Here is a 12905-nt window from a genome sequence, read left to right on the forward strand (position 1 = left end):
ACGATGAGTCAAAAAAGAATTTTAATTGTTGACGATCAAGGTGAATTAAGAAAATTAGTCCGAATGACGCTTGATTTTGGTGATTATGAATTACATGAAGCAGAAGATGGCCAACGTGCATTGGCATTAGCCAAAGTGATCCAACCCGACTTAGTTATTCTAGACGTAATGATGCCTGGTGAAGTTGATGGTTATCAGGTCTGTGAACAACTAAAACAAGACAGTAGTGTAAAAATTCCATATGTGATGTTGTTAACAGCGCGAGGGCAAAAGTCTGACCTAGAAGAAGGAGAACGTGTTGGGGCAGACAGCTACCTTGTTAAACCCTTTAGTCCATTGGAATTAATACAAAAAGTTAATAGTGCATTAACTTAACTATAAATATATCTACTAGAGAATAGAGAATAATCAAATGTCAGTTAATCATTTTATTGGTAATGAAATGGATTCGCTTGTTAAAAAACTTGCTGCAACGCCAACAGACATAAATCTTGTCTGGGACGTCGTTAAAGTTATGGAGACAGAAAAAGAAGACTTACAAGCTCAGCTTTTTTGTTATGCACAAGACATTCAAAAACTACTTGCTGAGCGCGATATAGCGGCATTGAATGAAAATGAAAAAAATGCTGCCTATAAACAATTAGAGCGATTTAATCATGATTTTATGATTTTGATGGCGCAAAAAGAAAAATCATATCAAGCGCTTGAATCATCTCATCTTGATACTATAAGACGTTTAGCGACAGCGGCAGAATTTAAAGATGACGATACCGGCGCGCACATCCTTAGAATGAGCCGTTTTTCCTCCATAATTGCGCGTGCTTATGGTCAAGACGAAAAATACTGTAATCTACTTGAGCAAGCCAGCCCTATGCACGATATAGGAAAAATAGGTATACCTGATGATGTTTTGAAAAAACCGGGTAAATTAACTGAAGCAGAATGGGTATTAATGCGTAAGCACCCCGAGTATGGCGCTAATATTTTAAGTGGTTCAGACGTTCCTGTTTTACAAATGGCGGAAGAAGTCGCATTAGCACATCATGAGAAATTTGACGGTAGCGGATACCCCTCAAATTTACAGGGTGAGAAAATTCCTTTAAGTGCCCGCATTGTTGCTTTGGCAGACTTTTTTGATGCCCTCACCATGGATAGATGCTATCGCCTGGCATTCTCTGATGAAAAAGCACTTACTATGGTGAAAGAAAACAGCGGCACGCATTTTGATCCCAAGGTTGTTCAAGCTTTTCTCTCTGTCAGTAACGACATTATTAATGAACGCAATAGAATTAATAAGGAAAATTAAGCTTTGTTTGCGGCTGTAAGCGTTTTTATACTTGGCTGTTTTTTTGCCTATAAAGTAGGTCTCCTCACCAACGAAACTGTTATAAATTAACAGTTTTATCTCAGCGATAGATAACACAAAAAAACCTGATAGCAGCTAAGTCTTAGCAACACAGTCTTCGGCTGTTTTAACCATAGGTTACTCTACAGAGTTGATTGTTGTCAGTGCTTAGTATACATTTGGTGTATGCGGAAAATGCGGAAAATTCAGAACAAACAGAAAGGAGCAAGATTGAATGCATCAAGTCACTGATTTAAAAGTGAAACACTGTACCTCAAAACAAGCAGCTAGTTTGTTAGAGGTAACAACACGAACGATTCAGCTTTGGTCAGACTCAGGGATATTAAAGGCTTGGAAGACAGTAGGTGGACACAGGCGCTTTAATCTAGAGGATATTGAAGCGCTTAAGGCTGAACTTAAGCAAGAGACTAACCCTGCTGTCGAGCACAAGTTAGTACGTGTTTTAGTGATAGAAGATGAGCCTGATTTAATTATGTTGTATAAAATGACTATTGAAGGTTGGAATTTACCTATTATTTTACAAACGGCTAGCGATGGTTTTCAGGGCTTAATACACATAGGCGCATGGAAGCCTGATATTGTTATTACCGATATTCAAATGCCAAATGTAAATGGTATTCATATGTTAAAAAGCCTGGCCAAAATGGAAGAATTTAACGACATGGTGGTTATGGCGGTATCAGGATTATCAAAAGCAGAGATTACTCAAAAAGGTGGCTTACCGGCAGGGATACCTATTTTCACTAAACCCATTCCATTTGATGAAATTGAAAAAATCATTAATCAGCAATGTAAAACACTGTTAAGTAGTTAATCACTATGAATAAATTATTTGTTAAACTTTTATCCCAACTTAGCGATGGCATTGTGATGTTTGATATAACAGGTAAGGTATTTTTTAGTAATTTAAAAAAATTAGGTTTTGAAGGCGTTGTGGTTGGCAATAAAATAGCCGATAACCGTGTTATGGAAGCCGTAGCTGAAATGCACACGAGTGAACTAGAGCAAGTAAAAGACATAAAGTTAAAAGACATAAAGTTAAATGGCATTGAGCAGGTTGAAAACAACAACCATACGCTTATCTTTCATGAAGAAAATATGTTTTGTCTATATATTAGAAAGGAGCTTGAAAGAGTAAAGTATCAGGGACTACAAGATAATATGTTTAAACTGATTAATCATGAATTACGTACCCCTATGCAAGCCTTTACAGAGGGAGCATTTTTTCTTTCTGAGCGACTTAACACAGACGAAATCAAGGAAAAAAATCTTGATGCTCTGATTGAACTAACCATTAACAGTGCTAAAGAAGTCACAAGCAAAATGGAAAAACTGCTTGAGTTGTCCGAAACTTATGGTGATGACCCCATGCGTAACAAAGAACGTATAAGCCTAGTTGAAGTGACTCGTAGCGCCATTAACTCACTTAGCGAAATGAGCGCCAGTAAAGGTATTGTTATTAGACTCAAGCAAAAAGGCGAGATTATTGGCAATTTATACGGTAGTTTTGGCTGGCTAAAACGTGCGATTACAGAATGTGTGCAAAACAGTATTGAACATAGCCATAAGGGCAGTGAAATTCATTTGCAGCTTAAGCAAAGTAGTCATTTTGCCCATATAACTATTCGTGATTTTGGACGAGGAATTTCACCAAAAGTAAAAAATACATTATTTGAACCCTTCATTGGTGGCGGTGATAAAGAGGGTTCTAGCAATCAAGGCCTAGGTATTGGGTTAAGTTTAGCTAAAACCATTATTAAAAATCATGGCGGCAATATAAAAAATGTCAATCTAAAAAATGCCGTACAATTTCATATTGAATTGCCGACCGGTGGTGAAAAATCGTCGACTAATGATTTGGATATACGCCAATCACAACTATATGCCCGCGATATGGCTTTACTGATGAACAGAGACAAGTCATAAATTTCAAGCGTTATGCCACTATCCTAAAAGATGCTCATCCTTTAAAAATAAAGGGTTTTTGATATGAAACAGATCATAATATTATTAACAATCGTTTTTGCTACCCCTATGGCCCAAGCGGAAAAAGTATTAAGCTTAGGCGTAGTACCGCAACAATCTGCGTCGAGTTTGGCTAAAGTATGGGTGCCATTGGCAATGTTTTTGTCGAAAAAAACAGGTGAAAATATTCGTTTTGCCACCGCACCTACTATTCCAGAATTTGAAAAACGCGTAGCGGCGGGTAGGTATGACATTGTTTACTTAAATCCATATCACTATACGCTATTCAGCAAATCTATAGGTTTGCGAGCGATTGCAAGACAAAAAGATAAGCGTATTCAAGGTATTATTGTTGTAGCGAGTGACAGTGAAATATCAAATCTAGCTATGTTAGAGAAGGCAGAAATTGCCTTTCCTGCTCCTGCTGCATTCGCCGCAACTGTGCTGCCACAAGCCAACTTAACCCTACGTAATATAGCTTTCACGCCAAGGTATGTGTCTTCTCATGACTCTGTCTATGCCGGTGTTGCTAAAGGTTTATTTGTGGCTGGGGGCGGTATTGTGCGCACCTTATCTACTTTGCCTAAAGCGCTGTCAAATAAGTTAAAGATAATATGGCGCTCAGAAGGCTATACGCCGCATGCCTTCGCTGTAAGCTCAACAATAAGTCCTGAAGCTGCAGTCAAGATTCAAAACGCTTTAGTATCGTTAAATGAGCAAGAAGAAGGCAAAAAAATTCTTAGCAAGTTAGGTTTTAATACCGGTATTGTGAAAAGTACTGATAGTGATTGGGATGATGTTAGGGCACTTAACATCAAGATAATAAAACAATAAAAGAAACTCATACCCATGTTTAAATTATCATTCAAAATAAAAACCATTATTGGTATCGCACTTATCGAAACTTTTTTTCTATTGATATTGGTGTTAGAAAGTCGATCAATTTTATATGAAACCATTGAATTTGACATCAAAGAACGTGCACACAACATTTCTACATTATTAGCGACAGCATCAGTAGATGCCGTTGTTTCTGAAGATATTGCCACACTAGAGTCAATTGTAGAGTCAGCAATGATAACCTCGAATATTCTTTATATTAAGATACGAGGTTTAGATGGAGTATTAGCAGAGCGAGGTGAGCAAGCTTTTTTAGATCGTAAATTTAAGGCCGATAACTCTATCGCTGAAAGTGAAATAGACCAAAGTTTTGATACTTTTTCAGAGATTTTTGTTGAAGGTTATCGATTTGGCCGTGTGGAAGTTGGACTTTCTTTAGCCGAGCAGAAAGCCATCATTAAAGCCGCAACACATAGCTTAACGACCATAGCGCTAATAGAACTGATGTTTGTAGGGCTGTTTTCATTGCTGCTTGGCATAACACTGACCAAACGCCTTATATTATTGCAGGAGGCGGCGGTCAAGATGTCTCAAGGTGAAACGGGTTTGCAAATTCCTCTTGCAGGTAATGATGAGCTAACAGATGCATCGCGGGCTTTTAATTTGATGTCGACTAAAATTTCAGCAGTCACTCAGACGTTGAAATCTGATAATGCTCGCATGGATGCCATCATGAATACCGCGACAGATGCTATTTTCATGATCAGTTTAGACGGTGTAGTTCATTCTATGAATAGAGCGACTTATGTTCTTTTTGGTGTTCAAGAACAAGATATTATTGGCCAGAGTATGTTCGATTTTATTCCTGAACTACATTTATTTGACATAAAATCTTCGACAGTTAGGCATGTACAGCGTATTAATGGCGTTACCTCTAAGGGGAAAAAAATTCCCCTAGAAATTCATTCAAGTGGCATGGAGTTCAATAATCAACACTATATTGTGGGTGTAATACGGGATCTAACGACTATAAATCAGCTGAAAGTTGAATTAGAAGCGGTATTTAACTTAAGTCCCAATGGTTTTTTAATTCTTGCTAAAGATCTGTCTATTTCATATGTGAATCCAGCCTTCTACGCCATGTTTTCGTTAGTAACAGACTGTTTAAATGATCATGACTGGGAATGTTTTAAAGGGGTAATAGCTAAGTCAATGGACCATGAACAGCATAAAGATATGAAACTATTAGACGAGTTATACACTGAAAATATTTTGTATTTAAAATTACCGGTAGAAAAAATATTACGTGTCTCTCGACAAAAAATAGATAAAACTGATGTCGACTCTTCAGATATATTATTTTTTGTTGATATTACGCATGAAAGCATTGTAGATAAAATGAAAAGTGAGTTTTTAACGTCAGCGGCACATGAACTTCGCACCCCTCTAGCCAGTGTCATGGGTTTTAGTGAACTTTTAACCCTTTGCGATTATGGCCCAGAAAAAACCAAAGAAATGGCCGGAAGTATAAATAAACAATCAAAGCGTCTCAAACAGATAGTGGATGACTTAATCGATGTTGCCAGTATAGAAAATAAAACGCTTGGTATGCTTGATATGGTTAAAGACACCTTAAAGATAACGCTAACTGAACTCTGTGACGAATTTTCTGGCAGTGATAACTTTCATACTATCGACTTACAGCAACCAAAATACTGGCCTCTTATTGAATTTGACTCATCTAAAATACGTCAAATTATCTTTAACATATTGAATAATTCATACATATATTCTCCAAACAGCTCAGTTGTGAAAGTTTCTACCACAATGAAAATAACAGAAAAAACATCAGAATTTGGGGTGATAATTGAAGATAACGGTATAGGAATGACAGCAGAGCAATTATCCCATATAGGTGAGCGGTTCTACAGAGCTGATACCTCTGGAAATATACCGGGCACAGGTTTGGGCATAAGCTTAGTTAAAGACCTTATAAATATGCACAACGGACGATTTGAAATAACAAGTACCATTGGACAAGGCACAATTGTAACGCTTTGGCTGCCTAATATAATCATGAATCACGTTAAGCTAGATAAGGTCTTATGATGAAACTAAATATATTAATACTTATCAGCCTGTTGCTCCTGTTAACTGGGACAGCGGCTCAGGCCAGTTCAGAAATTGAAACACTGATAGATATGCTGCATCAAAATGGCACTATCAGTGATGCGCAGTACGCTCGCTTACAAGCTGAGTTAGGAGAGCGTAAGGTAAAAAATAACCAACAAGTCGTAAGCTTAGGCAAGCAAGGGGTACAAGCGAAAAAATCGTCTGATGTTGAGGTGTCAGTAAAGGGGGCTGTAAGCGTTAAAACACCTGATGGTGCTTTTACAACAAAAATTGGTGCACGTGTTATGGCCGATGCCGCCGCTTATAAAAATGACAATAACACCATGGGTGATGGTACTAAAATCAGGCGGGCTCGTATGTCATTACAAGGAAAGATGTATCATGACTGGGCTTATAAGTTTGAATATGACTTTGCGACGGGTGAAATTAAAGGTATTGCCGATGCATTTGTTGAATATCAAGGCCTAGATGCAATGTCAGTCAGAGTCGGTAATATGAAAGACCCCTTTAGTCTACAATTTCAAATGAATGCAAACTATAACTTATTTATGGAGCGCTCACTAACCAACGGTCTTAACACTGGGCGTCACATAGGAGCTATGGTATTTACCAATAGAAAAAATTGGACAGCATCCGCTGGATTATTTGGAGAAGCCGTACAAACAGTAGGCAAAGAAAAGGACGAAGGCTGGGGATTGGGTAGCCGAGTTACCTATGCGCCGATTAATAGTAAAGGTTCCTTGCTACATTTGGCAGTATCAGCAAATTATCGTGATGCAGGCGAGGTGGCTATATTGCGTTTTAAGCAACAGCCTGAAAGTAACGTGTCGGGTATTAATATCGTCGATACTGGCAATATAGCCAAGGTAGATTTTCATTCAAAATATGGCTTGGAAGTTGCGATGGTATCAGGGCCACTCTCTGTTCAATCAGAATATGTCACTGCATCGGTTAGCCGCTATAGTGCTCCCAGTTTAGCTTTTAATAGTTGGTATATTCAAACCGGCTATCTATTAACCGGTGAATCACGTCAATATAGACAAGGTAAGTTTGGCAAGATAACACCTAACTCTAGTGTGGGTAATGGTGGTATAGGTGCTTGGGAACTTGGCTTACGTTACAGTACTATTAATTTAAATGACCAAAATATTATGGGTGGTGAAGCCAAGAGTTTAACTTTAGGTGTTAATTGGTTTGCCACTTCGACCATCAGGTTTTCAGCTAACTATATTAATGTTTTACAGGTAAATGGCGGTCCTCTTGAATCTGTTCATCCTGATATAATTCAGCTGAGAAGCCAATGGGCATTTTAATCGAATTTTACTGCTTAATATAAGTTTGGTTATTGCTTGCGTTAAGCCAACAACTAAGTCGGCAAGCTCGTTTGGTAAGAGCTTGCGATATATAAAGGCAATCGCAGCCTTATTTTTCTGCTGTGTGTTTATGACACGAATTAACTCTCTTGATTAATACTTGGCGTTACTAGCTCAGTTTTACTGATCACTAACTCAATGGTTGAAAAAAGCTCTTGATTTGGATATCCATCAGCAATCAGTTGATGTTGTAGTTGAAATGAGCGAATGGCATCTCTACTTTTAGGCCCCCAAATACCATCGGGTTTACCTGTGTTAAATCCCAAACTATTGAGTTGGCTTTGGAGGTTTTTCATTTGGACAACACTAAAAGGTGTTATCTGAGTTTGCGCTTTGTTAAAAAATTCGATGCCTTTAGCGCCAACTAATTTATTAGCTAATATGCCAACGGATAACGCATAACTTTTTGAAAGATTCCAGGTCATAATGACATTGAAATTAGGGTAGAGTAAAAATGCTGGCCCTTTATGGCCTGAGGGTAGATAAAGCTCAGCCTGAATATTATAATCGGGTAAGGCTTGCTGGTTGGTTTGTTGAACACCTAACTGCTGAAAATAATTCAGCGGGTAATATTGATCAAAAGCGACTTTATCAAAGGCAAAGTTTTTCGGTAATTTAACTTCTCTGCCCCAACGCTCTTTCGATTGCCAACCTATTTTATTTAAGTAATTAGCCGCTGTGGTTAAAGCGTCAACCTCACTTTGCCAAATATCTACTTTGCCGTCATTGTCACCATCAACCGCATATTTTAACAATGCGGTTGGCATAAACTGCATATGACCCATAGCACCGGCCCAAGAGCCTTTTAGTTGCTCAACAGAGACCTGCTTACGCTCTATTAAGGTGAATAAGTTTAATAGTTCTAGGGTGAAAAACTCACTACGGCGTTGATCACAAGCTAAGGTTGCCAAGGCATTCAATACCGACATTTTACCTTTGTGCTTGCCAAAAACAGTTTCTAAGCCCCAAAAAGACACTAAATATTGGCGGGGAATACCGTATTCTTTTTCTAACTTATCAAATAACGCATTGTTATTTTGTAACTTTTCTTTACCGACACGAAGATGGTAAGCACTAACTCTTGCCTTAATATATTGCTCAAAGGTTTGCGTAAACTCAGGTTGTTTTTTATCTAACGCAATAACGCGCTGAATAGGGGAGATATTATCAATAACCGTTTCAGTGATATAAGTAGAAAATCCTGCGGTTTCAGCGCGTTGAGCTAAATTCACTTTACACTGGAGAAAATTTTCATCGGCAATCGTCGCATTGGCCAGCATAGGGAGAAATAGACAGATGATGATTAATTTTTGATAACTAAAAAAATTAACACTTTGTTTAACAAAAGGGTTTGATGAGTTCATGAATGAAGCTTCCTTAGCTCAAAGTAAAGTTGAAAACGAAACTGAAAAATATAATAGCATCGTTAGATTGAAAAAATAAAAATAAAAGTAAAGAAATTCACTAGAACACCTGGTGAGCCCAAATAACGAGGCTAAAATAAAGGGCGTTTAACGGCCTTTGTTAGTTGCGGCACTCTGACCTCAAACAATAAAATAAAGCTTAAATGGGCAAGGTAAGTGAGTTGAAAAGGATGCTTTATATTATTGACAGAATAGGGCATTAATTTAATAGAATTGGTATAATTTCACCCTGAGTAATTTCTCCCTGCATAAGGCTGGTAATGCTAGCCACAAATTATCTGATATAGCCGGACTATAGCCTGACTAAAGCCGGACTAAAGCCTGACTATAGCCTTGTGGTATATCAGGCTGGGAAATACAGTTCTAATCCTAATCTAAAGGCAATGTCAGTTCATGGTAGAAAATAGGAATCAATTGCAGCGCAATTATGACCAGCAAGGTTATTTTGTTATTAGAAATTATTTCACGGTGGCTGAAATTGCAGAGCTTAGAGCTGTGGTATTAAAGTTTCATCAGTTATGGCAACAAGACAATGCAAAATTTTATCAGGAGGAGGCTTTCAACTCTTCGTTAATTACGGGCAGTGAGTATTTAGCCTTTGATGATAGGGTGCAGCTGTTTAATTTTATTAGTTCAAAAAAAATCATGGACGTTGTCGAGGCGATTGTCGCGAATAATCCTGCCTTTATGAATACGCAATTATTTTTTAATCCAGTTAACCCCAAGCAAAAAGATTTTTGGCATAGAGACTGTCAATATGATCATGATGTTGCAGGGCAAAAGCTTGCTATAGAGCAGACACAAGTATTACATCTTCGTGTGCCATTATTTGATGAACTTGGCATGGAACTCGTGCCGGGTACTCATAAGCGCTGGGATAATGATGAAGAATTTAATGTCCGCCAAGAAGAAAAAGGCAGCCTTAGTAGTGACGACCTTGCTAGTGGTGAAAAAATTAAGCTAGCGGCGGGTGATTTGTTAGTTTTTTCAGCTGATATGATCCACCGTGGTTTATACGGATTAGAGCGATTAGCGTTAGATATTTTAGTGTTTGATTCAGCCGGCGATTTTGCAGATTATGTTGATGACGATTGTTTGCCTGATAGCTTAATGCTGGATAAAATTGACGATCCCAGGTTATTCATTAATACCCTTAACTTAAAGTCGAGCGGCTGATATGTTAAAAATACCCTTAGCTGTGCAGTGCTAATTCAGTGCGAGTTCAGTAGGCACTTAAAGTTAGAGCTTGACGCATGACTTTTGATTTACTCGCTGTTATGCACTACTAATGGCGTGAAAGTTAGCTGTTGTTATCAGTGGTATTCAGATAGAATTCGGCCCTTACTTTTTAGCGACTGGCAAAAAAGTAAGCGTTAACGCTCAGCAACTTCCTATTTCTTCTAAAACGGCATGAAACAAACAATGAATGATAAAACAATAGTAACTCATAACGGTAATTTTCATGCGGATGATGTTTTCAGTATCGCTGCACTTAAAAGCATTCTTCCTGCTTTTACTCTTATACGCACACGAGATTTAGCCGTTATCGCCAAGGCTGATATTGTGATTGATGTAGGTGGTGAATATAATCCAGATGCAGGCCGCTTTGATCATCATCAACGTGGCGGCGCAGGTGAGCGTGAAAATGGTATTCCTTATTCTTCATTTGGTTTAATTTGGCAAAAGTATGGTGTAGAAATATGCCACGGTGATGCAGATGTTGCTAAGTCGCTTGATACAGGTTTGGTATCAACCATCGACGCTATTGATTGTGGTCATGTTCAAGGGGTTTCAACCGGTATTAGCCTGAGCCAAACTATTTCAATGTTTAACCCAACGTGGCAAGAAGACAGTCATTTTGATCTTTGTTTTGATGAAGCGGTAGAGTTTGCCTCGCGAGTTTTAGCCCGTTTTATTGCTTCTGCAAGCGGTGGCATTAATGCTAAATCAATTGTGGCGAAAGCTGTTGAGAACGCAGCAGACCCAAGGGTTATCGTATTAGAAAAATACACGCCTTGGAAAACAACTGTTCACACGCTATCTAAAGAAGCCTTGTATGTGATTTATCCGTCGGGCTCTGGACCCTTTAGAATTCAAACAGTGCCGGTTGAACTAGGCTCATTTGAAGATCGCAAGCCATTGCCTAAAGCCTGGGCCGGTTTAGCGGATCAAGCACTACAAGACGTCAGCGGTATTGATGACGCTATGTTTTGTCATAATGGTTTATTTATTGCCGGTGCACAATCGTTTGAAAGTGTGATGAAAATGGCCGCTATAGCACTAGCAGAATAAGCCTAGCACTTGTTAAGATAAAGTTTTAGAATGTTAAATTAACTGTATTTAAGGTAAATAAATTAGCTTAAATACAGTTAAACAACGATTTACTGCGCGTTAATAGCGGCTTGCATAGATTGCTCTGCTACTTGTTCTAACCAAGCAAAGTCTATTGTTTGGTGAGCTTCACAAATAAACCAAGGTTCGCGTGAATCAGGTTCTAGCATCACACCATTGTCGATTAAATTAAGCGCGAATTGGGTATATAAATCGCTGTTAGTTTTTTTCCAGTCACGATAGTTTTGCGGTACTTTGGCGCCAAAGTGCACACCAAACATAGCATTTGGGCCGGCAAAACAATGTTCAATATCAAACTTGCTAAAAACACGAGAAAGTAAGGTTTGAATTTTTTGCCCTACATGGTCAATAGTTTCAAGCGCATCGGTTTCTTTGAGTATTGTTAATGTTGCTTTTGCCGCACTTAATGCCACCATGTTAGCGGTATAAGTTCCGCCATGAGTTACGCCATTTTTGTCAAAAGAAATAGCGCCCATTACCTCGGCTTTGCCACCAAAAGCAGCGACAGGATAGCCATTGCCCATGGCTTTAGCGTAAGTGGTGATATCGGCGTGGATATTATATAAGGCTTGAACGCCACCTTTAGCGACACGAAAACCAGTTTTTACTTCGTCCATAATCAGTAAAGCGCCGTTGGCGTCACAGATGTCACGTAGTTTTTGCATGTACCCTTGCGTTGATGCAATAGAGCCACAATTGCCCATAATAGGTTCAATTAAAATGGCGGCTATATCATCGCCATGTTCGGCAAACACAGCGTCAAGGGCATTAAAATCGTTTAGCGGCACACTCACTTGATGTTCACGGGTGCTTTGTGGAATACCGGCGCCAAAAGGAATGATTTCAGGCGAGTTTATATCGTCTGCATCCCAGTTATCCACGTCAGATTTCCACATCACTTCATCATGTAGGCCATGAAAACCGCCTTCAACCACAACAATCTTATTGCGCTGGGTATAACCCCTAGCAGTGCGCACAGCACCAATAACCGCTTCAGTACCTGAATTGGCAAAACGCATTTTGTCGATGTTAGGACAAAGTGATTTCACTAACTCAACCACGTCAGAGTCAAGCCCGGTAGAAAAGCCAGAAATAGTACCCACATCAGTAATGGCACTAATAACAGCGCTATCAACACGTTCATCACGATAGCCTAAAATAATAGGGCCGTAGGCTAAACGAAAATCAACAAAGGTTTGCTCATCGCAATCGGTTACTGTGCAGCCTTTCATGCTACTCAAAAATACGGTATTTTCTTCTCCCCAATAACGGTAGCTATCGGCAACACCTAACGGCATATTGGTGTGGGCTCTTTTGAGCATTTGGGTACTATTGGGTTTGTTTTTTTTGGTCATAAGAGGTTCCAATCAAACTGATTTATTTCAATATTTGGACTATAAATTTAATGCTCGAGATAATACAGGGATAGTGCCAAGTCAGGAAGCGCTAGTT

At 38.8% G+C, this 12905-nt stretch carries 11 protein-coding genes; 9 read left to right on the plus strand and 2 right to left on the minus strand.

What is annotated here, in order from left to right; all coding sequences use genetic code 11:
* Window positions 1-3 precede the first annotated feature (3 nt).
* The 7 genes from H4J61_RS11475 (at window position 4) to H4J61_RS11505 (ending at window position 7617) form a co-directional block, all read left to right on the plus strand.
* Complete coding sequence (locus H4J61_RS11475; RefSeq protein ID WP_182138094.1) at window positions 4-375, plus strand: response regulator transcription factor; 372 nt, start codon at window positions 4-6, stop codon at window positions 373-375.
* A 37-nt stretch (window positions 376-412) separates the two neighbouring features.
* Window positions 413-1306, plus strand: a complete 894-nt coding sequence (locus tag H4J61_RS11480; protein WP_182185121.1) for an HD-GYP domain-containing protein — start codon at window positions 413-415, stop codon at window positions 1304-1306.
* Between the two features lie 274 nt (window positions 1307-1580).
* Window positions 1581-2180, plus strand: coding sequence for a response regulator (locus H4J61_RS11485; protein ID WP_182138096.1), 600 nt, complete (start codon window positions 1581-1583; stop codon window positions 2178-2180).
* Between the two features lie 5 nt (window positions 2181-2185).
* Window positions 2186-3292 carry a sensor histidine kinase KdpD gene (locus tag H4J61_RS11490; protein ID WP_182138097.1) on the plus strand — a complete coding sequence of 369 codons (1107 nt, stop codon included), beginning with the start codon at window positions 2186-2188 and terminating at the stop codon, window positions 3290-3292.
* A 63-nt stretch (window positions 3293-3355) separates the two neighbouring features.
* Window positions 3356-4165: a phosphate/phosphite/phosphonate ABC transporter substrate-binding protein gene (locus H4J61_RS11495; protein ID WP_182185122.1), complete on the plus strand. Its 810-nt coding sequence runs from the start codon at window positions 3356-3358 to the stop codon at window positions 4163-4165.
* Between the two features lie 15 nt (window positions 4166-4180).
* Window positions 4181-6280, plus strand: coding sequence for an ATP-binding protein (locus tag H4J61_RS11500; protein ID WP_182185123.1), 2100 nt, complete (start codon window positions 4181-4183; stop codon window positions 6278-6280).
* Window positions 6280-7617, plus strand: coding sequence for an OprO/OprP family phosphate-selective porin (locus tag H4J61_RS11505; RefSeq protein ID WP_182185124.1), 1338 nt, complete (start codon window positions 6280-6282; stop codon window positions 7615-7617). Before H4J61_RS11500 ends, H4J61_RS11505 begins: the two co-directional genes overlap by 1 nt.
* A 140-nt stretch (window positions 7618-7757) precedes the next feature.
* Here H4J61_RS11505 and H4J61_RS11510 read toward each other — a convergent pair whose 3' ends face one another.
* Window positions 7758-9041 carry a lytic murein transglycosylase gene (locus H4J61_RS11510; RefSeq protein ID WP_182185125.1) on the minus strand — a complete coding sequence of 428 codons (1284 nt, stop codon included), beginning with the start codon at window positions 9039-9041 and terminating at the stop codon, window positions 7758-7760.
* A 453-nt stretch (window positions 9042-9494) separates the two neighbouring features.
* Here H4J61_RS11510 and H4J61_RS11515 point away from each other — a divergent pair, with 453 nt between their 5' ends.
* Together H4J61_RS11515 and H4J61_RS11520 are read left to right on the plus strand one after the other, a co-directional pair.
* The gene (locus tag H4J61_RS11515) at window positions 9495-10277 is read left to right on the plus strand and encodes a phytanoyl-CoA dioxygenase family protein (RefSeq protein ID WP_182185126.1); all 783 of its coding nucleotides are present in this window, start codon (window positions 9495-9497) and stop codon (window positions 10275-10277) included.
* A gap of 246 nt (window positions 10278-10523) precedes the next feature.
* Window positions 10524-11393: an MYG1 family protein gene (locus H4J61_RS11520; RefSeq protein WP_182185127.1), complete on the plus strand. Its 870-nt coding sequence runs from the start codon at window positions 10524-10526 to the stop codon at window positions 11391-11393.
* 89 nt (window positions 11394-11482) lie between these two features.
* Here H4J61_RS11520 and H4J61_RS11525 read toward each other — a convergent pair whose 3' ends face one another.
* Window positions 11483-12808 carry an aspartate aminotransferase family protein gene (locus tag H4J61_RS11525; protein ID WP_182185128.1) on the minus strand — a complete coding sequence of 442 codons (1326 nt, stop codon included), beginning with the start codon at window positions 12806-12808 and terminating at the stop codon, window positions 11483-11485.
* Window positions 12809-12905: the final 97 nt, after the last annotated feature.

It is taken from the genome of Colwellia sp. MB3u-4, assembly GCF_014077065.1.
Taxonomy (GTDB): domain Bacteria; phylum Pseudomonadota; class Gammaproteobacteria; order Enterobacterales; family Alteromonadaceae; genus Cognaticolwellia.

What these genes read in the sequence shown, in the direction of transcription:
- H4J61_RS11475 (WP_182138094.1), top strand. Translation starts at nt 4, where the DNA reads ATGAGTCAAAAAAGAATTTTAATTGTTGACGATCAAGGTGAATTAAGA.
- H4J61_RS11480 (WP_182185121.1), top strand. Translation starts at nt 413, where the DNA reads ATGTCAGTTAATCATTTTATTGGTAATGAAATGGATTCGCTTGTTAAA.
- H4J61_RS11485 (WP_182138096.1), top strand. Translation starts at nt 1,581, where the DNA reads ATGCATCAAGTCACTGATTTAAAAGTGAAACACTGTACCTCAAAACAA.
- H4J61_RS11490 (WP_182138097.1), top strand. Translation starts at nt 2,186, where the DNA reads ATGAATAAATTATTTGTTAAACTTTTATCCCAACTTAGCGATGGCATT.
- H4J61_RS11495 (WP_182185122.1), top strand. Translation starts at nt 3,356, where the DNA reads ATGAAACAGATCATAATATTATTAACAATCGTTTTTGCTACCCCTATG.
- H4J61_RS11500 (WP_182185123.1), top strand. Translation starts at nt 4,181, where the DNA reads ATGTTTAAATTATCATTCAAAATAAAAACCATTATTGGTATCGCACTT.
- H4J61_RS11505 (WP_182185124.1), top strand. Translation starts at nt 6,280, where the DNA reads ATGAAACTAAATATATTAATACTTATCAGCCTGTTGCTCCTGTTAACT.
- H4J61_RS11510 (WP_182185125.1), bottom strand. Translation starts at nt 9,041, where the DNA reads ATGAACTCATCAAACCCTTTTGTTAAACAAAGTGTTAATTTTTTTAGT.
- H4J61_RS11515 (WP_182185126.1), top strand. Translation starts at nt 9,495, where the DNA reads ATGGTAGAAAATAGGAATCAATTGCAGCGCAATTATGACCAGCAAGGT.
- H4J61_RS11520 (WP_182185127.1), top strand. Translation starts at nt 10,524, where the DNA reads ATGAATGATAAAACAATAGTAACTCATAACGGTAATTTTCATGCGGAT.
- H4J61_RS11525 (WP_182185128.1), bottom strand. Translation starts at nt 12,808, where the DNA reads ATGACCAAAAAAAACAAACCCAATAGTACCCAAATGCTCAAAAGAGCC.